General features: G+C 43.7%; 23 protein-coding genes and 1 tRNA gene. 6 read left to right on the forward strand and 18 right to left on the reverse strand.

Annotated elements, in window-relative coordinates:
• Positions 1 to 505 precede the first annotated feature (505 nt).
• From QF117_RS16905 to QF117_RS16970, 14 genes are all read right to left on the reverse strand, one after another.
• Complete coding sequence (locus QF117_RS16905; protein WP_282386979.1) at positions 506 to 1,645, reverse strand: flagellin; 1,140 nt, start codon at positions 1,643 to 1,645, stop codon at positions 506 to 508.
• Between the two features lie 365 nt (positions 1,646 to 2,010).
• Positions 2,011 to 3,204, reverse strand: coding sequence for a flagellar hook-associated protein FlgL (flgL, locus tag QF117_RS16910; RefSeq protein ID WP_282386980.1), 1,194 nt, complete (start codon positions 3,202 to 3,204; stop codon positions 2,011 to 2,013).
• Between the two features lie 11 nt (positions 3,205 to 3,215).
• Positions 3,216 to 5,090 (reverse strand): flagellar hook-associated protein FlgK, encoded by a 1,875-nt coding sequence (flgK, locus tag QF117_RS16915; RefSeq protein WP_282386981.1) that lies wholly within the window; start codon positions 5,088 to 5,090, stop codon positions 3,216 to 3,218.
• A gap of 154 nt (positions 5,091 to 5,244) precedes the next feature.
• Positions 5,245 to 6,159 carry a flagellar assembly peptidoglycan hydrolase FlgJ gene (flgJ, locus tag QF117_RS16920; RefSeq protein ID WP_282386982.1) on the reverse strand — a complete coding sequence of 305 codons (915 nt, stop codon included), beginning with the start codon at positions 6,157 to 6,159 and terminating at the stop codon, positions 5,245 to 5,247.
• A 9-nt stretch (positions 6,160 to 6,168) separates the two neighbouring features.
• Entirely contained in the window at positions 6,169 to 7,260 is a 1,092-nt protein-coding gene (locus QF117_RS16925) for a flagellar basal body P-ring protein FlgI (protein WP_017035125.1), read from the reverse strand.
• Positions 7,261 to 7,336: 76 nt separating this feature from the next.
• On the reverse strand, positions 7,337 to 8,116 hold the full coding sequence (gene flgH / locus QF117_RS16930; RefSeq protein ID WP_282386983.1) for a flagellar basal body L-ring protein FlgH: 780 nt from the start codon (positions 8,114 to 8,116) through the stop codon (positions 7,337 to 7,339).
• A gap of 63 nt (positions 8,117 to 8,179) precedes the next feature.
• On the reverse strand, positions 8,180 to 8,968 hold the full coding sequence (gene flgG, locus QF117_RS16935) for a flagellar basal-body rod protein FlgG (protein WP_017035123.1): 789 nt from the start codon (positions 8,966 to 8,968) through the stop codon (positions 8,180 to 8,182).
• A gap of 21 nt (positions 8,969 to 8,989) precedes the next feature.
• Positions 8,990 to 9,739: a flagellar basal body rod protein FlgF gene (locus QF117_RS16940; protein ID WP_017035122.1), complete on the reverse strand. Its 750-nt coding sequence runs from the start codon at positions 9,737 to 9,739 to the stop codon at positions 8,990 to 8,992.
• Positions 9,740 to 9,948: 209 nt separating this feature from the next.
• Complete coding sequence (gene flgE / locus QF117_RS16945) at positions 9,949 to 11,247, reverse strand: flagellar hook protein FlgE (protein ID WP_017035121.1); 1,299 nt, start codon at positions 11,245 to 11,247, stop codon at positions 9,949 to 9,951.
• A 43-nt stretch (positions 11,248 to 11,290) separates the two neighbouring features.
• Complete coding sequence (gene flgD / locus QF117_RS16950; protein ID WP_017035120.1) at positions 11,291 to 11,998, reverse strand: flagellar hook assembly protein FlgD; 708 nt, start codon at positions 11,996 to 11,998, stop codon at positions 11,291 to 11,293.
• A gap of 17 nt (positions 11,999 to 12,015) precedes the next feature.
• Positions 12,016 to 12,432 carry a flagellar basal body rod protein FlgC gene (gene flgC, locus QF117_RS16955; RefSeq protein ID WP_282386988.1) on the reverse strand — a complete coding sequence of 139 codons (417 nt, stop codon included), beginning with the start codon at positions 12,430 to 12,432 and terminating at the stop codon, positions 12,016 to 12,018.
• Positions 12,433 to 12,831, reverse strand: coding sequence for a flagellar basal body rod protein FlgB (gene flgB, locus QF117_RS16960; protein WP_017035118.1), 399 nt, complete (start codon positions 12,829 to 12,831; stop codon positions 12,433 to 12,435). It abuts the gene before it with no gap.
• 394 nt (positions 12,832 to 13,225) lie between these two features.
• Positions 13,226 to 14,053: a protein-glutamate O-methyltransferase gene (locus QF117_RS16965; protein ID WP_282386991.1), complete on the reverse strand. Its 828-nt coding sequence runs from the start codon at positions 14,051 to 14,053 to the stop codon at positions 13,226 to 13,228.
• An 11-nt stretch (positions 14,054 to 14,064) separates the two neighbouring features.
• Positions 14,065 to 14,991 (reverse strand): chemotaxis protein CheV, encoded by a 927-nt coding sequence (locus QF117_RS16970; RefSeq protein ID WP_017038049.1) that lies wholly within the window; start codon positions 14,989 to 14,991, stop codon positions 14,065 to 14,067.
• 76 nt (positions 14,992 to 15,067) lie between these two features.
• Here QF117_RS16970 and flgA point away from each other — a divergent pair, with 76 nt between their 5' ends.
• The 3 genes from flgA to flgN all read left to right on the forward strand — a co-directional run bounded on the left by flgA (position 15,068) and on the right by flgN (position 16,720).
• Entirely contained in the window at positions 15,068 to 15,814 is a 747-nt protein-coding gene (gene flgA / locus QF117_RS16975; protein WP_282386993.1) for a flagellar basal body P-ring formation chaperone FlgA, read from the forward strand.
• Positions 15,815 to 15,919: 105 nt separating this feature from the next.
• Positions 15,920 to 16,237 carry a flagellar biosynthesis anti-sigma factor FlgM gene (gene flgM / locus QF117_RS16980; protein WP_282386994.1) on the forward strand — a complete coding sequence of 106 codons (318 nt, stop codon included), beginning with the start codon at positions 15,920 to 15,922 and terminating at the stop codon, positions 16,235 to 16,237.
• A 54-nt stretch (positions 16,238 to 16,291) separates the two neighbouring features.
• The gene (gene flgN / locus QF117_RS16985; RefSeq protein WP_282386995.1) at positions 16,292 to 16,720 is read left to right on the forward strand and encodes a flagellar export chaperone FlgN; all 429 of its coding nucleotides are present in this window, start codon (positions 16,292 to 16,294) and stop codon (positions 16,718 to 16,720) included.
• A gap of 223 nt (positions 16,721 to 16,943) precedes the next feature.
• Here the strand turns inward: flgN and flgP are convergent, their stop codons facing one another.
• Complete coding sequence (flgP, locus tag QF117_RS16990; RefSeq protein WP_282389508.1) at positions 16,944 to 17,375, reverse strand: flagellar assembly lipoprotein FlgP; 432 nt, start codon at positions 17,373 to 17,375, stop codon at positions 16,944 to 16,946.
• 9 nt (positions 17,376 to 17,384) lie between these two features.
• Complete coding sequence (locus QF117_RS16995) at positions 17,385 to 18,020, reverse strand: FlgO family outer membrane protein (protein ID WP_282386996.1); 636 nt, start codon at positions 18,018 to 18,020, stop codon at positions 17,385 to 17,387.
• A gap of 183 nt (positions 18,021 to 18,203) precedes the next feature.
• Here QF117_RS16995 and QF117_RS17000 point away from each other — a divergent pair, with 183 nt between their 5' ends.
• From QF117_RS17000 to QF117_RS17010, 3 genes are all read left to right on the forward strand, one after another.
• The gene (locus QF117_RS17000) at positions 18,204 to 19,337 is read left to right on the forward strand and encodes a flagellar assembly protein FlgT (protein WP_282386997.1); all 1,134 of its coding nucleotides are present in this window, start codon (positions 18,204 to 18,206) and stop codon (positions 19,335 to 19,337) included.
• Between the two features lie 30 nt (positions 19,338 to 19,367).
• Positions 19,368 to 19,444 (forward strand) — tRNA-Arg (locus QF117_RS17005).
• A 165-nt stretch (positions 19,445 to 19,609) separates the two neighbouring features.
• The gene (locus QF117_RS17010; RefSeq protein WP_017035109.1) at positions 19,610 to 20,116 is read left to right on the forward strand and encodes a hypothetical protein; all 507 of its coding nucleotides are present in this window, start codon (positions 19,610 to 19,612) and stop codon (positions 20,114 to 20,116) included.
• A 161-nt stretch (positions 20,117 to 20,277) separates the two neighbouring features.
• On the opposite strand, the gene QF117_RS17015 is transcribed toward QF117_RS17010, so the two are convergent.
• Both QF117_RS17015 and QF117_RS17020 read right to left on the reverse strand, forming a co-directional pair.
• Complete coding sequence (locus QF117_RS17015; RefSeq protein WP_282386998.1) at positions 20,278 to 21,519, reverse strand: NAD(P)/FAD-dependent oxidoreductase; 1,242 nt, start codon at positions 21,517 to 21,519, stop codon at positions 20,278 to 20,280.
• 24 nt (positions 21,520 to 21,543) lie between these two features.
• Positions 21,544 to 22,617, reverse strand: a complete 1,074-nt coding sequence (locus QF117_RS17020) for a methyltransferase (RefSeq protein ID WP_282387000.1) — start codon at positions 22,615 to 22,617, stop codon at positions 21,544 to 21,546.
• Between the last annotated feature and the right edge of the window lie 9 nt (positions 22,618 to 22,626).

Here is a 22,626-nt window from a genome sequence, read left to right on the forward strand (position 1 = left end):
CGGCGAAGCGGAAACTTATCTTATCCGAGCGGTTTCCGACGTCTCGAAAAACCAATTAGTTCTCTCAAAGTAAACTCTTAGCGACCTTAAAAAGAATTCCTTTAGAAAAAAGAAGAGATTAAATTATTTATTTCGCGAAAGACCTAAATAACAAGAGGTTACCTACAGAAGAAGAAAATTTAATTAAAGAAAATGCTCAGCCTGCCGAGAGGCAAAAATGATCAAAACGCGCTGGTTTATTGGCTTTATAACGAAGAAGTATTGAATTTCAGGCAAGAAAAAGCCCCTTTTCCTTTGAGAGAACCGGGGCTAGTTGGTAAGCCGGAGCCAATGTGGAGATCAAGAGAAATGATCACATTACCGACTGACCGGGGCGTATGTTTATCGTAAAGATAACTAAGCAGGGTAAAGCTGAGAGAGCTTAACTATCCAATAATAATCATACTTTGCCTTGGATTTTCACCTATTACTCACGTCTGGGTAACTATGGTAAAAAGTCCAAATACTACTGCAATAAAGTTATTGCAGAGTTTGGCAACTGTTTTGCTTGAGCAAGAATCGACGTTCCGGCTTGTTGCAATATTTGAGTTTTCGTCAACTGTGTGGTTTCTTTGGCGAAATCTGTATCTTTAATTCGACTGTTTGATGACTCTACGTTCTCTTGGATGTTCGCCAAGTTACTAATACTGTGGCTGAGACGGTTTTGTTTCGCACCCAAGTCAGCTCGTTGTGAATCTACGTATTTTAAGGCCGCATCAACAATACCAATGGCATTTTGTGAACCCGTTACCGTGGTAACATCAATATCTTTAACCGTGGTGTATACGCCTGGTCCGCCATTTAAGCCAAGTTCAGTAGCGAGCCCGCCAGAGATCGCGAGATCGCCTTCGATATCCGGCTGAGCAATAAAGACTTGCAGTTTACCTTCATCACCCACAGAAGCTTGCAGTGCATCGGTCTGACCATTGATGTACGTTGCGAGTTCTTCAACATCATCACCAACTTTACCTAGTATATCGACCGTGACTAACTCACCGTTTTTATTGGTAAACTCAAATTTAATATCATTCGAACCTGCGGCAACATCCCAGTTGGCGTCTTTGCCGTTCTCAGCAAAGTATGACTGACCACCCATTCTAAAATCATCCGCACGGATACTGGTTAGCCCCATGATGATCGCTTCACCAGAGCTGGCACCGATTTGGAAAGAAGCTTCACCAAACGACCCGTTCAATAGTCGTCGACCACCAAATGATGTGGTTTCCGCGATTCGGTTCAATTCATTTTGAAGTGCCACCACTTCTTCATTCAAAGCCTGACGCTCTGATGATGAGTTGGTGCCGTTTGCCGATTGTAGTGATAGGTCACGAATACGCTGTAAGATACTCGTTGACTCATTCATTGCACCTTCTGCCGTCTGAGCAATCGAAATGCCATCATTTGCATTTCGCATTGCCACATCAAGGCCGCGAGACTGTGCCGTCAATCGGTTAGAAATTTGTAGGCCTGCCGCATCATCTTTTGCACTGTTGATACGATTACCAGAAGACAAACGTTCCATTGACGTATTGAGTTCACCGGTGGCCTTATTTAAGTAACGCTGCGCGGTTAACGCTGCTACGTTCGTGTTTACTGTAATGGTCATATTTGCTCTCCTAGTGAGTTCGCAAGTGCTTGCGAAGCGGCCAGCTTAATCTCATTTGGAAGCACTGACCGTAATTGACTTGCTAAACCTATGTAACACAGGTTTATTTATCTATTGTTTTCGCTCTCACTACATTAATACAAGTAATGTGCCAACTTTTTAATCAGTTGAAGTTTTAAATAAAAAGCATTCATTATTAATTAGTTACAAATTTATTTCGGTCTTTCCCTACCCGGTCAAAAATCATAACGATGCTAATTTGAGCGATTATTGCCGCTCATTTTGCCGCTTATTAATTGGTACTTTAAAGCAGCGCTCAATCCACCTAATTGCACATACGGCATAGCACGTAAGGCATTCAATAATTAGATGTAATTGAATAAAGTTAAGTCTTTCGTTTTCCCAAATGCTTGCTGAGAAGCTTGCAGTGCGCGAGAGTTCTCATTGAACTCAATCACCGCTTCTGCGTAATCAAGGTCTTCAAAGTTGCTCTTGGATTTAGCCAGAGTCAGTTTAAAGTCTTCATGTTGTTGCTCTTGAATATCGAGCGTACCCAACCGTGCACCAACATCTGTACGTGCTTTAGTTAAATGAATAAAAGCAGTGTGAAACTCTTCCGTAACCTGGTGCAATTTCGCGGTACTGTTGGTGTCTGAAACCGAATTATCAGAGAGATCCATCGCTTTTTGGAATGTCTCAAATATTGAATAGGTTTTTCTTGGCTCAAGTGTAATAACATCACTTTTGCTAATTTGACCTTTTACCTGAACCGTCAGTCCTTCGTATTCGATCCCCGTTCGCGGATCAAACTCATCGGCTTTTACTACACTGCCATCTTTTTCTAGCTGATACCCAAATTTGCCATTGCTCATGTCAACAAAGGTCACTTTGTAGCTCGATGTATCGCTAGGGTCAGTATTGACCGCTCTTTCAAGCAACAACTCAGAGGCATCGTTCAGTTGATATTCAGGCTCGTAGTCACCAAACGGATTGTCTATTTCCATAAACAATTTGCTGCCAGGATCATTAATCGGCATCTCTAACGTGTTAGACACTTTCATTTTTCGTTGGTAGTCATCACCGGCATACGTCACGGATCCATCATTATCTCGATAGAACGGCTGATTTTTCGGCTTGGTCCCTGCAAAAATGTAGTTACCCGATTCATCCTGAACATTGGCTAGGTTCAAGAAGTTATTTGCGATTTCCTGAAGTTCTCGCTTTTTAGCGACGCGATCTTCTGCCGACAGCGATCCATTGATCATTTCCATTACCGTTCGTTTAGCTTCATCTGCAAAACTTTCCGTATTGGAAATGATCACTTCGTGATGTTCTAGGCGATTACGAGAAAGAACAATTGCATCGACATACTGCCTTAATTGTTCCGACTGTTGACTCACGTTTTGGATATAGTGAGTGGCAAGCGGGTTATCGCTTGCATTTAATAACTTCTTTCCCGAGGCTAGCTGGGCTTGGTTATGGTGAATTTTTGTTTCTTGACGGCGCAGATCATTTTGTACCGACTGATAGTTATGGAAACTTGAAATTCGATTTAACATTTAGCCGCCTCCTATCTCAGTGCCAAAATGGTATTGAATGTGTCGTTCGCAGCTTGCATGATTCGTGAAGATGCCATATAAGCTTGTTGGAACTTCATCATGTTGGCCGCTTCTTCATCTAGGTTCACCCCTGAAATAGAAGCAATGCGCTCTTGTGCTGCTTGCTTTTCTAACTGCGCAACTTCAGCAAGTCTCGATGCTGTAGACATTTTCAAGCCAACATCGGTATTCAAGTTGTGATAGATATCCAACACTGTTGACTCGCCATCATTCAGGCTTTTGTTAGTTTGAATATTCTGCATTTTAAGCAGATTGCCGTTTGCACCTTCAGAGGGGTTAAGGTTTGCCGTGAACTTATCGTTCGCAAACGCGCCTGGGCTTAAGCTGAACATAGTGCCTAAAACATTGACTGGACCTAATGGTGGGTAATCCTGTGGATCTAAAAGGATATTGCCTTTAGGGTCAGTCACTGCAAACTGGTCACCCGTCGGTGAAATGACGACTTCGAATTCTTTAACATCGCCAGCTTGCAAGATCTTAAACTGCGCATTGCCTTGAGCGAATGAGGTTGACGCTTTAAAACTCTGAGCGGCAATAACCGATGGGTCATTGGTTGCCATCTGAATCTCTGCTGCCGCATTACGTGTTGGCCGAATGAGTATTCTCTCTCCTACCGCTAAACCTTGGCGGACTTCGATTCTCAACCCGTCAATTTGAATAGCGTTTCCAACGAGATCGACTTTCTGCCGATCACCAGACGTAGACGTCATGGTGTAATCACTACCATTATACTGGAGAGAGTACTCTCCCCCTTTTAGCTTGCTGGTATCTTCAATGAAGACCGCTAAATCTGCATTGGAGTCAGAGGGTTGAACCACCCTAGATTTTGCGATTCGCTCTTCATTAACATCGGAAAAGATCAACCCACCCACGTTGCCTCGTAGATCCAAACCTTGAGATTGAAGTTTATTCACTTCAAAAGAAAACGATGCCGACATACGGCCAAGTTCGTCCATCAGATAAGGTATATGCTTATCTCTATTTTCCAGCAACGCACCAATTTTTCCATCAATGTCTTTCGTCGTAATCGCTTTAACGCCTTTACCTTCAACGATAGCCAGTCGACGCTGATGAACATCTGGATAGCCATCGATCATTTTTAATTGACTTGCTTCCGTGCCAGAAACAAGGGTATGCCCATTGCCTATATGGACATTAAAGCCTTCCCCACCTTTGCGTTCTGTCACGGTCACCTTGGTGTATTCCGATAACTCTGAAACCAATCGTTCGTGTTGGTCCATCAAATCATTATGTGGAGCGGGCGTGCGCATCATCAAACGTTGAGTATCACGAATCTCTAATGCCAGTTGGTTAATGCGTTCGATACCGAGATCGAGTTTTTTGTTGGTCACATCCGATTGCAAACGGATCGTCTCATGAAAATCGTTGAGGTTATTGCTGATGAGCCCGGCTTTTTCTAACACTACTTTGCGCGACCCCGTATCATTGGGGCTATCAGCCATCGTTTTCACGGCATCAAACCATTCGTTCAAATTCTCGGGTATTTTTTTCGATGCGATGGAAGAAAGCATGCTTGAAAGCATATCTAGGTTTTCTTCAGCATCCGCTTTAAAAGCCTGACTGGTTGTCGCAATATTCAGCTCATTAACGGCAAACTTATCCCAAGAGCGGCGAACATTTTCCACATGGACGCCCATTCCGTAAGTTTGACCGCCATATTGTCTAGGCGCGTTGGTTCCCTGGATAATAGACTGTCGGCTATAACCGTCTGTATTGGCATTTGAAATATTATGCCCAGTGGTATTGAGTTGTCTCTGAGCAGTAAGAACACTTTGTGTACCCACATTCAGAAGATCCGACGACATACGACCCCCAAAAATCTTAAGAAAGACCGGCTATCACCGATCCGTTACTTAGATTATTGCAATATGTATGCCAGTAAATAAAAGAAGATATAAAGTAGAAAAGAAAAAGGCTTACTGAATGCAAGCCTTTGTTTTAATTGTAATCAATCGATGATTACATCTGATCGATGCGCTGTTTTACTCGCAAGATTTTGTTCGCGTATTCAGGATCGGTGGCATAACCAGCTTTATGAATGCCGTGGATAAATTCTTCCGAACTGCCCGTTTGTTGCAGTGCCGTACTGTAACGAGGATTTTGATTTAAAAAGCGTACGTAGTCGTTAAAACTGTCTTGGTAGCTATCATAAGAACGGAAAGCGGCTTGCTCTTTCACTGGAACATTGTCGTGGTATTCCAACGTTTGGGTAGCCACTTTATCGCCTTGCCAGCTTCTATCTGCTTTAATATTGAACAAATTATTACTGCTGCCACGAGAGTTTTGTACGACTTTTTGCCCCCAACCGGTTTCTAATGCCGCCTGAGCAAGCAATAGAGAAGAATCAACACCCAACGCTTTAGCCGCTTGGTTAGCATAAGGCTGCATGGACTTAATGAAACTTTCCGGTGAATCAAACGAGGTCGGTTGAGCTTTTTGAGTTGCTGCTACGTCGGCAAGTGGTACCGCTTCTTGCCATTCACGATTTCGCTGCACTTTATCCATTATTTCTTCAAAGTTATCACTTTGAGCGGCAGCGTTTTGGTTTTCTATGGAGCCGGTACTCAACTGTGCGACAATCATATCGGCCAATCCTAGCGAGCCGGATGAACTCAGCTCGCTCGACATCTGGTCATCCAGCATCTGGCGATAAAATTGTTGATTCTGGCTATCCATCATTCCAGATTCAAAGTTCGCATTAGCATCTCTCATCGACTTAAACAGCATAGACGTAAAAATCGCTTCAAACTGTTTGGCTGCTGCGGCTAGCGCGGCTTTATCATCGGCTTCATCGCCACCTACCGCTTTTTGACGTAGCTTATCTAGGCCAGCAATATCATGAATGAATCCAATGTCGTTTCCATTATTTATCATGCTCAGTCCTTAAATAATGATCAATTGACCTTCAATCGCACCAGCTTGCTTGAGTGCTTGCAAAATAGCCATCAAATCGGAAGGCGCAGCACCAACTTCATTCACCGCTCGAACCAAATCATCCAATGTTAATCCTGGTTCAAACTTGAACATTTTGCCCTGTTCTTCCGTCACCTCAATATCAGTATCCGGAACAACAACCGTCTCGCCACCGCCGAACGCATTCGGTTGGCTGACATTTAGGTTCTCTTTGATCGCGACGGTCATACCGCCATGGGTCACCGCAGCGGGTTTTAGCCTGACATGTTTACCCACAACGATAGTACCGGTACGAGAGTTAACGATAATTTTTGCGGAGCCATCTGCCGGGTTAAACTCGATGTTTTCGACAGCAGATAGGAATGCAACACGCTGGCTCACGTCTCTTGGCGCTCTCACTCGAACAGATGTAGCATCGATGGCTGAAGCCATTTGAGGCCCAAGAAAATTATTCACCGCATCAGCCATACGTTGTGCCGTAGTAAAGTCTGATTCTAGAAGGTTAAATGTAATGAAATCGCCACGACTAAACGGCGTCGGGACTTCACGTTCAACGATCGCACCGCTAGAAATCATACCTGCAGTTGGGTTGTTACCGACAATTTTTGAGCCGTCAGCGCCGCTTGCACTAAAACCACTCACCACTAAATTACCTTGAGCAACGGCATAAACTTGACCATCAAGACCTTTCAAAAAAGTCTGCATCAAAGTGCCACCACGTAAACTCTTTGCCGATCCAATGGAAGAGACCGTGACATCGACAGTTTGCCCTTGTTTTGTAAAAGCAGGCATCTCAGCTGTGACAATAACTGCGGCAACATTTTTAGTCTTTGGCTTTGTGCCAGGCGGCAATTGAATGCCAAAGTTTTGCAACATCGCATTAAAGCTTTGATCGGTAAAAGGCGTTGATTCACCTGTACCAGGAAGACCTGTCACCAAACCGTAGCCCACTAATTGGTTGCTACGTACTCCCGCAATTTGTGATACATCTTTGATTCGCGCTGCCTGCACGCTCGTCACAACGAACATCATGCCGATAAGTAATAGAAAAAAATTCTTCATTTGGTAACCCTTAAACTTCATAGATACTTAATCAACGATTAAATACTTCGTCAATAATGAGACTTTTTGGTTAAAGCTACAAAGAGACATTAAAGAATCGTGCCAAGAATCCAGGTTCTTGCATATCTTGATTGGTTCCAGTACCAGAATACTGAATACGGGCATTCGAAATTCGATTGGAAGCTATGGTGTTATCGAAGTCAATATCGTCTGGACGTATCGTGCCACTGAGTCGAATATACTCGTCACCCGTGTTGAGTGTTAACCACTTTTCACCGCGGATAATGAGGTTACCATTGGCTAGTACTTCAATGACTTCGACTGTAATGGATCCTGAGATGCTGTTACTTTGATTCGCGGCTGCGCTGCCACTGAATTTATTGTCATTACTGAGGCTATATGAGAAATCGTAGTCGCCAATGTTGAGCGGTTGCCCACCGACTTCAAGCGGGTCCATGCTGGCGTCATTGTTCTTAGCTAAATCCGCATCAGCACTTTTCGCCGCTTTGGTGCTTTCGTCTAGGTTGACCGTAATAATGTCACCAATACCACGAGGTTTTGAATCGTCATACAAACTGCTCACCGTATTCAGATTAAACAGGGAACCCGTTTCTGCCGCATAATGCTCTGGCGGTTGTTTTGGGTGAATAGGCGCCCAAGCAGGATCGCCCGCTAGAGGATCATTTCTGCCACGTAGCGTATCCACCAACCCCGAGCTTTCTTCAGCTGCCTGGTCACCTTCAACCGCATCAATGGTCGTTGTCCCTTGAACAACGTCCGTTGTTTCAATCGGTGACTCTAGCATTGTACAGCCACTCATCATCAAAATAGTAAGAACAAATAGAATGCGGTTCATACGAATAACCTCGTTATTAAACTAGTCATCATGAAACGATGTTCATGAACTTATAATCTCAACTTAGAGCTGTTGGTTAACAAAGCTCATCATTTTGTCGACGGCAGAGATAACTTTTGAGTTCATCTCATAGACACGTTGGGCTTCGATCATATTCACAAGCTCCTCAGTAACATTCACGTTTGATGTTTCAAGCATGGATTGTCTTACTGAACCAAAGCCATCTAGACCAGGGACACCCTCTTGAGGATCACCGCTTGCACCGGTTGGGAGGTAAAGGTTCTGACCGATAGGCTCAAGACCACCTGGGTTAATAAAATCGACCGTGGTAATTTGCCCTAGAACTTGATTGTCCTGCTGTCCACGGATATTGACCGACACTTCGCCATCGGTACCGACCGTGATGCTGATAGCGTCATCAGGAATAATGATTTCGGGCTCCAGTGAATATCCTGCGCCTGAGGTAACAATGGCCCCTTCGTCGTTCACGGTAAACTGGCCATTTCGGGTATAGCCGATATTGCCGTCTGGCATCAATATTTGGAAAAAGCCATCGCCTTCAACCATCATATCTAAGCTATTGGTGGTCGTTTGCGTATTGCCCTGTGTATGAACTTTTTGTGTCGCGACAACTTTTGAACCTGCACCCAGCATTAAACCACTCGGTAGCTCGGTATTTTGCGAAGACTGACCGCCTGGCTGGTTGATGTTTTGATAGAACAGGTCTTCAAACACCGCGCGACTTTTCTTGTAACCAACGGTCGATGCGTTGGCAAGGTTGTTCGAAATCGTCGAAATGTTCGTCTGCTGGGCATCTAAACCCGTTTTACTTACCCACAATGCCGGATGCATAATCGTCTCCTTAAATTCTTATTAGCTCATACGAAGCAGTGAATCGGACGCTTTGTCCATTTCTTCCGCTGTGCTCATCATTTTAACTTGCATTTCAAACTGTCTTTGTAAGTCAATTAGGCTTGTCATTTCACCGACAGCATTGACGTTACTGCCTTCAACAGCGCCTGTGAGCAGTTTCACATTGGCATCCGCTTCGTATGCCGCATTAGGCTCTTTCGATCGAAAAAGACCATTAATATCTTTAAATAGAGAACGGTTATCGGTTTGAGTGAGTTTAATTCGATCCACAATTTCCATCGCATCCGCCGGAGCCCCTTGAGGAACCACAGAGATGGTACCGTCGTTGCCGATCTCAACTTTACTGATAGGAATAGGTAGCGTTATCGGTGCTCCCGTTTCTCCAAGAACAAGGTGACCGGAAGCATTAGTTAGCAATCCATTTTGGTCAACTTTCAAATTACCGTTACGGGTTAAGCCTTCTTTACCCGTGCTATCCATCACCGAGATCCAACCATTACCTTGAATGGTCACATCCAAATCACGGCCAGTGGTAATAACACTGCCTTGGGCAAAGTTTTGCCCTGGTCTTTCGGTCATACTGAATACACGAGTCGGTAGCCCTTCACCATACGCTTGCATCGAACGAGCTTGTGCTAGATCAGCACGAAAGCCTGTCGTACTCACGTTTGCTAAGTTGTTTGCTCGTAACTGCAACGCTTGCATATTTTGCTTAGCGCCGCTCATAGCGAGATAAAGAGTGCGGTCCATAATGTGCTCCGATAACCAATGTTCCATTAGTATTAAGCAATAGGCGTGCCAATTCTTTAGTCGTTATTTATCAACAAGTTATGTTTTATTGGTTTTTTGGGGGAAGTTTTTGAGTGGGATGTAGGATCATTGCTGCCTAACACTGGCAACAAAACCAAACCAGCTTTGCCGCTGGTTTGGTATAACAGATGATTAGAGAAATACAATCATTAACGAATCTGTAGGATATTTTGTTGCAATTGGCTATGTACTTCTAGTGCACGGGAGTTAGCTTGGAAATTACGTTGCGCGGAAATCAAGTCAACCAGTTCTTGAGTCATATCAATATTCGACTGCTCAAGAGAGCCATTATTGATAGAACCAAATGAACCTTTCCCTGACTCACCCCAGATTTTGTCACCAGAGAACTGAGTCGAATCCCACTGAGTGCCGCCTTTTTTATCCAGCCCCTGTTCATTGGGAACTCGAACCATACCAACACGACCCAAAGTCACGTTCTGACCATTTGAATAAGTCCCTAAAACGCTACCGTATTCGTCAAAGTCAATTTTGGTTAAGAAACCAGTAGTCGCACCATCTTGATTACTTTTGGTAATTTCGAATGGGGCTGCAAACTGTGTCGCAGCATCCAAATCAAAAGCTAACACCTGAGTACCGTCTGCACCGTTAAGGTCAAGGCCTGCGGTTTCAAAACTGTCTGTCAAGATTGGGTTTCCGCTGTTCATGCTTGCCAGTGTACCGTCATTATTGAACTTCATCGTGTGTCCAACATGCCCCGTAGGCGACGCTGCATCACCACCCGCAACATTGATCATCTTCTCGCCTGCTGAATCCGTCACACTGTAGTATTGATTCCACGTGTTGGCCTGCGTCATATCTTTCAAGTAATAGGTTGATAACTTGTAAGATTGCCCCATCGAGTCATAAATCGTTGTTGACGTTGCTCGGTTGTAGGTATCTGGATCGGTGTGATCAAATAAAGCAGGGTCTTTAAGGTCGCCATTTGCTGGTAAGTTAGCACCCACTTCAATGGCACTGGTTTGTTTCGGTTTACCAAATTCAGCTGGAATATTAAGAGGCTCAGGCTCATAAGAAAGCACATCACCGGTGTCTTTATTCACTTGATAGCCAAGTAAGTACTGATCATTGGCATTAACGATGTAGTTGTCTTTATTTAAATGAAACGCACCATTACGAGTTAACTCGTTTTGTTGCGGAATCATTCGGTCTTTAGAAACCGCAAAGAAACCTGTTCCAGAAACACGTAAATCCAGTGGGTTATTGGTATAAATACTCGACCCTTCATGGAACTGCTGAGCAACCTTATTCGCTTGAACACCTTTACCAGGTGTGGTTTTAGCGTTCGTAAATATCGAGGTTGAATATACATCACCGAACTCTGCACGAGATTCTTTAAAACCAAACGTGTTTGCGTTGGCAATGTTATTACTGGTTGTGTTCAAATCTAATTGAGAAGCGGATAACCCACTTAAAGATACATATGACATTCTAAAATCTCCTATCTAGCTAGCCTATTTACTCAATAAAGAGCTATGCTTTGCCAACTTCTAGTACTTCAGCAAGTCGAACTGGCGATTCAAAGCCAGCTAGATTGAGCAGTACGTTACCATCACCTTTACCGAGAAGTACGCTATTCACGTTCGCATAAGTCGATACTTCAAACTCTTTGCTTTCTCCATCCAACAACCCAGAGGCTTTCACCTTGTATTTGCCAGCCGGCAATGGATTACCGTTTTCGTCTTTACCGTCCCATACAACTTTGCTGTCTCCAGCAGGTTTCGCACCCACTTCGAACGTACGCAGCAATTGTCCGGCTTCATCTTCAATACGGACAAATAGATTGTCCAAAGACTGAGGAAGCTTAACCATTGCTGACATAGCAGCACCGTCTTGTTTCACCCCTGCAGCTCCTGGTACGAGTACATCTCGACCGACTAATGTCGATGCCTGTAGGGCTTGGTTAGAGGTCATTGAAGTGTTTAAGTTCTCGAACTGAGAATTCATTTTCCCAATGCCATCAACGGTTGCAAATGATGCCATTTGCGCGATCATCTGGTCGTTACTGACCGGCTTAAAAGGGTCTTGCTGAGCAAGCTGCTTCGTGAGGAGTGATAAGAAGTCTTCTTGTTTAAGATCCTGCTTACCCGTTGTGTCCTCAGTCTTCTTCTGCTCTTGAAGAGATTTAAGCTGATCAACATAGGACAAGCCGCTTTGACCAACGTTATTTATTCCAGCCATTCGCTACCTCCTTATCCTTATTGACCCATCTGCAGCGTACGCAGCAGCATTTGTTTACTTGAATCTGCAACTTGAACATTCGTTTGGTACGCACGAGAAGCAGAAATCATGTTTGCCATTTCTTCCATAACATTGACGTTAGGTTTGTAGATATACCCTTCATCATTTGCTAATGGGTGGTCTGGGTTATATTCCGCATTAAGCGGTTTATCGCTTTCAACGATGCCCAATACTTTCACGGGTACGTTATGATCACGGTTATAACGTGCCTTACTCAACTCCGCCCCAAACACTGCGTGACGTGCTTTATACGTATCTTTTGCTGAGCTAGAGATACTGTCCGCATTCGCTAGGTTACTAGAGGTGGTATTTAGACGAACAGATTCAGCGCTCATAGCAGAACCAGTCACATTGAATACATTAAATAAGCTCATCTAGTTACTCCCCTTAATGGCTTTGGTTAAGTTCTTGAATTTACTTCCTAAGAAGTCAAGTGATGCTTGGTGTCTGATCTGATTTTGCATAAATAGATTACGCTCTAAATCCACATCTACCGTGTTGCCATCACCGGTATCAGGTTGGGTTGGAATGCGGTATAAGCTTTCCCCTGTCACCTTCGTTGAGGCAGAGATATGCCGACTATCTGTACGGCTAAGACCAATACTTGCCCCCGACGTTGCCGCCTGCAATGCTTTATTGAAATCCATTCCTTTTGCTTTAAATCCAGGTGTGTTCGCCTGTGCAATGTTGGTCGAAATCACCTCAGCATTGCGCTCGCGTACGCCAACGGTGTGTTGGTGAATACCTAAAGCATTATCAAAAGAAATAGCCATAATTGCCTCAACTCAAAGAACTGACTGTTACTACCTAGATAAAAGCAATTTGCATACCAACTTTAAGCTACCTACAAAATTTACTTAGACCTGTACTTTTTCTGAAATTAATAATTGCAATTAATAGACCGTTTAATATGTATCAGCATCAATTAGCCAAATAAAGATTTCAATTGTCACTGTTACAATATAGCGCACCATCACACCAGGCGACTAAACTTATGCTCACCACTAGACTTATACTCACCACAAAGCTTGTACCCAACCATTAGGCTTATAATCGACGACTAACAGTGCCGCAAGCTTAGCTAAAACGCTTGACCAGAAAGAGAAAAAGCCCAGTCAATGACTGAGCTTTCTGAAGTTAGATAGGATAGAACAATCTTTTTGTTGGCTACTTCAGCTTGTAAATAATACCAGGATTACAACGGACCATTTCAAAACGATCGGTTAATCCAGTTAATGATTCAGAAGCCCCCAGCAACAGATACCCTCCTGGGTTTAAGCTGTTTGCCATCTGGTTGAGCACCTGCGACTTCATATCAGGAGAGAAATAAATCAGCACGTTACGACAAAATATAATATCGAACTTGCCTATGAGCGCGTAGCTTTCCATTAAATTTTGCGGGCGAAAGTTAACCAATCGTTTCACGTTATCCTTCACTTTCATGCGTCCATCACCAGCGTCTTCAAAAAATGTACGACGTCGTTCTGGTGACAAGCCTCGACCGAGTGCTAAATTATCGTAAACACCAGCGCGGCACATATCGAGCATGGTTGCCGAAATATCCGTTGCTGTTATCGAAACATTCGGCAACATACCTGGCTTACGTTGCTGAGTTTCTAAAATAGTCATCGCCATGGAATACGGCTCTTGGCCTGATGAGCTGGCTGCAGACCAAATTTTAATGGGCCTTTTATTGGCAGCGACTTCTGGTAAGAGTTTTTCGGCTAGCACCGCAAATGGGTAGGTGTCTCGAAACCATAATGTTTCATTAGTTGTCATAGCATCGACAGCGGCAACCCGTAAGTCTCGATTTCGCCCTGTGACGACATCACGCAATAAATCGGATAATGAGCCAACGTTAAATTTAGTGACTAAAGGGCTAAGACGGCTTCTTACCAGGTACTGCTTGCTATCACCTAATACGATGCCACACTGGGATTCTAAGAAGCGGCTGAAATCACGATACTCTTGATCGCTTATTGTTATCGCTGTCATTTATATCTCTTTTATTTTGTTAGTGCAGTTTTAACCGCATTACCCAGTTCATCAGGGTTAAATTTGGCGATAAATGCATTCGCACCCACTCGTTCAACCATCGCCTGATTAAAGACACCACTTAACGACGAGTGTAAAATCACGTACAGATCTTTCAAATCAGAATTACGCCTAATTTCAGCCGTGAGCGTGTAGCCATCCATTTCGGGCATTTCTATATCGGAAATGACCAGAGAAATTTGATCGTAAATACTGCCCTCTGCTGCCATTTCAACCAGTTTATCGTACGCTTCTTTACCGTCTTTCACGGCAATGGCTTCGAATCCTATAGAAACAATTGCTCTTTCTACCTGCTTACGCGCAACCGTTGAGTCATCAGCAATTAAGATCCGGCGAACAATTTCTTTCTCGGTTTCCGCTTGCGCTATTTCAGCCCCGATAGATTCATCCATTTTTTCGTCAACTGGCGCAATTTCTGCAAGGATTTTTTCTACATCAAGGATCTCGACCAGTTCATTGTCAATATTGGTAACAGCCGTCAAGTAGTTGGCTTTACCAGCACCGTCTGGTGGGGGCAAAATTGACTCCCAGTGCATATTAATAATGCGCTCTACAGAGCTCACCAGGAATCCTTGAATCGTTCGGTTAAACTCCGAAATAACGACAAAGCATTTATCAATATCGGTTGTTGGCCTACCACCAATCGCAAGGCTCAAATCGATGACAGAAATGGTTTGACCACGGATATGAGCAACACCCTTCACTAAGGGGTTTAGATTTGGCATTGAAGTAAGTTTAGGACATTGAAGTACTTCTTTTACTTTAAATACGTTAATACCATAACGTTGACGCCCCATTAATCTGAACGTCAGTAGTTCCAATCGGTTTTGACCGACAAGTTGAGTACGCTGATTCACTGAATCAAGAACACCGGTCATAAGCTCATCTCCATATCAAACTTTTAATCCAAAAAGTGTTAGTCTACCGTAGGCTATGTAAAACCAGAGTAACAGAATGATATATTCTAAATCACATTGGTATTTCGTTACCATAACTAAGTGTAGAGCTTTCTATAAGTTTTATTGCAAGTCTATCGGCTTTTTATTAATTTTATTTAGTTTTTTTAGCTATTCAGCCACCAACGAGCAGATTGAAGCCATTCAGCAAAGCGCTGAGAACTATATATTAAATCACGTTGAGCACCCTGTTGGCGGTCAGCTTCAAGCTAGGGCCGCTAATATTGATTCACGGGTTTTTGCCACCGATTGCCCTGCCCCATTATTAGCGTCATCTTCTTCACTTAGCAATCAATCCAGTAATATCACTGTCTTAATTGAGTGTTCAGAAGACAACTGGAGGCTCTATGTACCAGTGAGAATCACTACTTTGGGCCCTCAAGTGACACTATCCTCCCCTCTTAACCGAGGAGAAATCATTTCCGCTAATGATGTTACTATTAGTATGGTAGACCTACACCGTTTTCGTCGGCAAGGTTTTTCCTCACTAAATATGGTGATAGGGGCAAAAGTAAAACGAAACCTGAATGTCGGCAGTGTTATTCAAGACAAAGATATTTGTGTCGTTTGTAGAAATGAAACCGTCGTAATCCGAGCGGTCAAAGAAGGGATGGCGATCACAACCAAGGGGATCGCTTTATCCGATGGCGTCGCTGGTGAACAGATTAGGGTGAAAAATAGTAAATCCAACCGTATAATTGAAGGAAGGGTAACTGGGATTAATCAAGTCACGGTTCAATTTTGATTATCTGTTAAATTTTTTCACTTTTTAGCGTGCAAAAGATTAAAGTAATACTGACAATAGTCGATAGTGACTGTACAGGTTCTCAATTTTAAAAAAGGCTAACATATGGCAGGTATAGATAATATACGAAGCGGGCAGACGATGACTTCATCAACACGCAGCGCTAATCGTACTGAATCTAACGCATCAAGCAGGACGCAATCGGCTGAAAAGTCAGGTGGATCGAAGCAAGATGCGGTTTCTTTAAGCCAGCAAGGCAAAGAAATCGGTGAAATGCACAATCAAATGGCGACTCAAACAAGTTTTGACGCAGCAAAAGTCTCTGCGATTAAAGAAGCCATCGCTAATGGTTCTTATACCGTTGATTCAGAAAAACTGGCCGATAATATGATCAAGTTTGAAAAAGAACTTGGAGGCTTTTAATCGTCACTCTCTATGAGTCATCAATAATCATTATTCAGTAAGAGATTGTAGAATATGGCAGCACTGGCAAGCTTGGTAGAATTCCAACTGAAAAATGCACATGAACTGTCAGCGTTACTTTCGCAAGAGAAAGTGGCGATAACTCAACGCGTCTCTAGTGATATCGAACGCCTCGCCAAAGAAAAAGTGACGCTCATTAATCAACTTCAACAAACCGATCAACGTATTGGTACCCATCCTGATGTTTCTAGCCTTACAGAAGAAGATGGGCCATTAAAACAAATGGTTAGCCAAATTAATTCCGTAATACACGACTGCCAACAAGCAAACCTGGTGAATGGCGAAGCGCTACAACGTGCCCAGCTTAGCTATAACAAACTGAACAATATGATGCAGCAAAGCCATGGAAAAATCGGCATGACCTACAATGCTGGCGGGCAAACTCATACCCTGTCTACTTTAGGGACGAATATAAAAGCCTAATTTTCCCATCGAAACACTCACCAAAAACCGACCTATCAAATACAAAAAAACGACAATAGATATTGCCGTTCTTAATTACCTAGAGCGCATTCAGCGGTGACCTTCATTTCTGGAGAAAATGAAATCGATTCGATGTTACGCTTGTTCAATTCAGCGGAGCTAAAACTCGGTCTCTCTAAAGCTCAGGATCTCTAAAACTGAGTCTACCTAAAACTGAGTCTACCTAAAACAATGTTTGCTGCCTTTTTTCTGGCACTTGCTGAACTTCACCGTACGTTCTTAAGCGATCCATTTTTTCGACATCAAGCCTTAGTTCCGTCACATAGCTATCGCCGACTTTATAGCTTCTTACGACTTCAGCACCGCGAATAACGCCATCGACCGCTCCTGATGTTCGCTCGGTTCCTAAGCGTTGATCTTTAAGATCCGCTCGACCGCTCACACGCATCCCATATACCTGCTCAGCAAGTTCTCGATAAGCGTCAATCTTTGATGCTCGCATCGCTCTAACTTGCTTCTCTTCATCATTGATGCCTTTTTGCTCACTAATACTCGCGTAGCCCACAGCGGTTAACCATGGATTATCACGCATTGTTGCCAAAGGCTGACACCCCACCATGATCAACGTCGTCAATAGTACTATCCATTTACTCATCATTAGCTCCTATGGACGTAAAATCACAGTATAAGGCTGTGTCATTGTTGGATCAGAGCGAATCAATACGCCATCTTCCGTACGCATAGAGTTTAGCGTATCCAAATCACGACCAATACGATCCGCAGGTAAAAACCCTTGGGCAGTCGCAACAACGACTCTCGATTGCATGCCGACTACTCGAGCATTCACTAAAACGCCACCTTCTTGACGTAACATCGTTCCCGTCAAAATGTACTGAATTTCTTGCTCTTGCGCCAAATCTTTCCAATCTCGGCTAAAAGCGAAGTCGCCTTGCTGAGTCACCTGAATAGTTCCCGTCGTTTTAAAGTCGACAACCTTAAAACCTCTGCGCTGAAACTGATGGATGAACCCTTCAGACACTGAATTGCCGAGCCAGTTAGTGGCATCCATGTTTTGCAAATCAACAAACGAGGTCACCGCGATTGGCGTTCGTGCTGATACACTGGTATTTGAGACAATCAAATCTTCAGTCAAGCTTTCAACGAAAAAATCCATCGTATGGCGAGGGCTTTCCATCAGCATAAACTGAGACCCGGCATACGGTTCTTTACCGTTATAAATCGGGGCGAAGGCACAGGCGGTTAAAAACAGCACAGGCACTAACGTTAACCATTTTTTCATTTTCTTAATCTCCAGATATAATAAGGCTTTGGAATGCCACTGCTCTTTTTTATTCAATGAATTTTATCATTAACACAATGTGGAACATTCCTTGCTTTTCTAACTCTGCTACGAAAAAGAAAGGCAACACCTAAATCAGCTAGTAAATGAAAAGCAATATTTGTACCCAAATGGCGAATCACAATGAAAAAAAACATTTTACTCTTATTTTCAATGCTTTACTCATTAGCTTATGCATCAACACTTCAAGCTGCTTGGTATGAAGTGACTGGTGTATCAACCGTTGTCTCCTCTGAAGAGGTGGCAAGAGTCCATGCATTAGAAGACGCCATTTTTAAGGCGGTTAGCTTTTCAGGCGCAGATATAGGTAGTATCAGCAACCTGCGTCCATTCCTAGAGAGTGATAAAAAAGAGTATCAATTTACCAACCATGAAGTGCGCTATGTCCTCGTAGAGCAACAACGTGTACGCAAAGGCGTAATGTCTGTTCGAGCACGTATTGATATCTACCCATCGGCAACAGGTTGCCATGTTAGCCAGTATAAAAAGACATTTTTAGTCGGAAACATTGATCTTGCCGCCCCTCAACAAGCCGTCATGGGGAAGATCTACAGCCTTGGGGATGATTTCGCACACGTCATCAACCGCCAGCTCGATCAAGAATCGTCGAGTTTTGTCTCTGTAGGCACCACCGACTATGAAATCAGCAAGCGCTACCCAGAACGTTTAAAAATGATCGCTCAAGATACGGGGGCTCAATACATTCTTGGTGGGGTCATTACTGACCTGACTGCTACCATTGAACAAAATCTGATTCGAGACGATGTGATTAATCGACAATTCGCCTTAGAAATGCAAATATTTGATGGTAAAACAGGCCATGAAGTCTACAGTCGCAACTATCGAGAAGTCGCTAAGTGGCCATTTGCAAAGACAAGCCAAATCGACACGAAAAGCGCTCGCTTCTGGGCATCTACTTACGGTGAAATGATGCTTCGTGTGAGTCGAAATATCATGCTAGACCTTGAGTCTGAAGTTTCATGTAAAATTAGCTTACCCGAAGTCGTTGCTCGCTTTGGTAATCAAGTCACCATCGATTTAGGTCGAATTCACGGTGTTCAAGAAGGCGATAAGCTGCAGTTATGGCACACTGGATCCTTTATCGATCAAAACGGCTTACCGAGAAATAAAGTCTCTCAAAGTGACATAACACTGACCGTTTCACGCGTGTATGAAAACGAAGCTGAGTTAAAAATCGATCAACCGGATTTGGCAGGCAGCATTCAAATTGGCGACGTCATGCATAAAATGCTGTAGGTAATTAACGAACTGCACACAATAGAACATGCTCTCTTGGCACAGCTGGATAGCGCAGCCCCCTCCTAAGGGGCAGGTCACAGGTTCGAATCCTGTAGAGAGCGCCATATAAAACAATGCCTTAGTAGGTTATGCTGCTAAGGCATTTTTATTCCTTATAAAATCTTCACACTACTCTGATTTTTGCAACTATGATTGAAGTAGACTTCAGCTTCATTCGGTAAAGTATTTACTGCACAACAACGCATAATAAGTCCATTGCAAAAACAATTATGAAAAAAAGCAATCTCATTACGAATACTGGCCACCGCTTTATCTCAAAAGCCAAAACGGCGTATAAGATCCATATACACACGCCCGATGATAGCGTGCTTCATCGTTCGGTTGGATACATACGTATTGGTGATAAAAAAGGCCTAAAAAAAGCCATTAAGCTTCGCAACGAACTCGGCAGCGCAATGTGGGGGAAATTTTGGCGTCGGTTACTCAAAGATCCTTATTTAATGACTCGGCTCCCCCACTCTCTTGAGCCAAAGATCATTTTCAAACCTCGCCCAACTCGAGATGAACCAAACAAAAAAGATGAGTGCTACATTGCGGCTTGGAGAACGTATGATCAAAAAGGAAAACTCGTTTACAAGAGTGTTGTGTGTTCGATCAGTAAACACGGTCGATTAGGCGCTTACACTAAGACCAAAAAAGCCTTACTAGAAGCGAACAAAGAAAATTTGGAAATTCTCGAGTTTATGGGGCGCCTTAACAGTATCGATTTAAAGTAGAATTGACCTCAATGCAGGGAGATAAGTCGATATAACGAGAAAGGTTAGAGTTCAACTTTTTCAATACACCCTTGATATAAAAACAGCCGTATTGCGGCTGTTTTTATTTATAGCTACACATCATGGCGCTTTAGTATGCTGACACACACTAAATCGACCACCTAGCTTCGGCATATCTCCGACAGTGTCGTCAGTCGGCGTTTTGATTCTTTCACATAGGGGTTACTTTGATCCCATGCGTAACCAGCCAAAATAGAACACACCATTTGCTTAATCTTCGGGTTGGGGTCTTGATAGAAAATCACATCCTGCAAGGTACCTGAGTACCACCCTTCAACATACGTTCTAAAGGTGTTTACGCCAACCATCAGCGGATCCGCATAATCACGGTCCCAATCAACCTTCTCACCATTGAGCTGCTTTTCCACGCACTCAACCGCAAACTGAGCCGACTTCATCGCAATCGTCACGCCTGATGAAAATACAGGATCAAGGAACTCACCAGCATTGCCAAGCAACGCGTACTTATCCGTCGCCAGGTGTTTTACGTTGGCAGAATAACCACCGATTTCGCCCGCAGGGTTTGGATACTCTGCATTTTCCAGTATCTCAGCCAAACCCGGCTCTTCCATTGCTAACTGCTTAATCGCGGCAATCTTGTCTTCTGGGTAAGATTCAAAGAACTTCGGCTCCCCTACCACACCAAATGAAGACACTCCGTTGCTAAACGGGATCAACCAATACCAAACGTCAGGGTTGGTTGGGTGCACCGAGATCAAAATTTTATTTCGGTCATATTCAAGAGCGGTATCCGCCTCTGCAATATGATCGTTAATGTGCGTGAAAATAGCTTTACGAGGTGGAAGCGAGGACGGCTCTTCCAAATCAAGCATTTTCGGTAGTACTCGGCCAAAGCCACTGCCATCCAGCACGTATTGAGCTTCTAATTGATAGCGCTCTCCATCAACTACTTGAACCTCTAAAATGGTGCTGTTGTCGGTGAAATTAATGCCCATCAACTCATGTTGGTAATCAATAGCGACACCTTGCGCTTCAGCCGTGTCTGTTAACACCTTATCAAAGGCACCTCGCTGAACCTGAAACGTGGTTCCCGGCCCAGCCGAGAACTTATCTTCAAAATTAAACGCGGTGTACACGCCATTTTTACGAAAGGCTGCGCCATCTTTGTATTGGAAGTTGGCGTTGATTACTGCATCAGTCATCCCAGCCTGTTCAATCACTTCCATGCAAGCGGGTAATAGGCTTTCACCAATAGAAAAGCGCGGGAATACGCTCTTTTCAATCACTCGAACATCGATGCCTTTTTTATGAAGCAAAGACGCGGCAATTGACCCTGATGGCCCAGCTCCGATGATCACTACTTGAGTTGACAGTTTTTTCATTAATTTAAGCCATGTTTGTTATTTTTATTGCGTGCCAGCTTTCAATTCAAGCAGTGTGTGACCGAGGCCGATATCATCGGTACGGGTCACCACTTCAAAGCCAGCTTCTTCAACGATCTCTAAGAAATCTTCACTGCGGTAAAAACGGCTGTTGCCGTTGGCTAAGCAAGTAAAATAAAGAGAAGTCGCGTTTAAGCTATAAGAAGCCGCATCGTATTTCTGTGCATCCCAAAACAGTTCAAGGATATAGACCGTCGCCTCTTCTGACATATGAGAGCGAACTCGCTTTAATATGCTTAGAATTTCCATTGGCGAGAAGCAATCAAGGAACTGGCTCATCCACCACACATCCGCCCCCGTCGGCAGCACTTGCTGTTTGTCGAGCATGTTAGCTGGAAACGGAGTGACTCTGTTTTGATGGCCATGTTGGGTAGCATTTGCCATCGCCATTTCTAATTGCTGTGGCAAATCGACAATCGTCACCTCAACATCTGCGTCGTGGTTACAGCACTGCATTGCCCACTTCCCCGTGTTGCCACCGATATCCACCAGCGATTTAGGTTTCTTACTGAAAACTTTCTCAAGCAAAACAGGGAAAGAACGATCTGAATAGAAGTGATCAAACTTGAACCAGCTCTCTTTTGCTTTTTCTGGCAATTGAGATAAGCCTTGGTAAATGGTTTCCCAGTCACCCAGCTCTTTCAAACCCGCAGGTGTGCCTTCTTCAATCGCTTCAGTTAGATGCATCATCGCGGCGTAACAAACATCGGCTGTGAAATCCATGTTTGCGTTGGTCATGCCGTCGTGCAGCAGGTAGAAACCGAGGTTAGCCATTTTATAGTTAGGTTTGTCCCAAGTAACAATATGGGCACTTAACGCCATATCGAGCAGAACTTTTACACCGTACTCAGAGACACAGGTTAATTCAGAAATTGATTCTGCTGGTAACCCATCGGTACCAGCGTCATCTAACGCTTTCAAGATACCTAAATCACGAAGTGTGCGAGCGGTATGAAAAACAATGGGAGCGAAAGACAATTTTTGCGCTTCTGTTTTCGCTTCTAATGCATTGAATGGATCTAATTTATATTCCGACACGAAAAACCT

This window comes from Vibrio sp. YMD68, assembly GCF_029958905.1.
Taxonomy (GTDB): Bacteria; Pseudomonadota; Gammaproteobacteria; order Enterobacterales; family Vibrionaceae; genus Vibrio.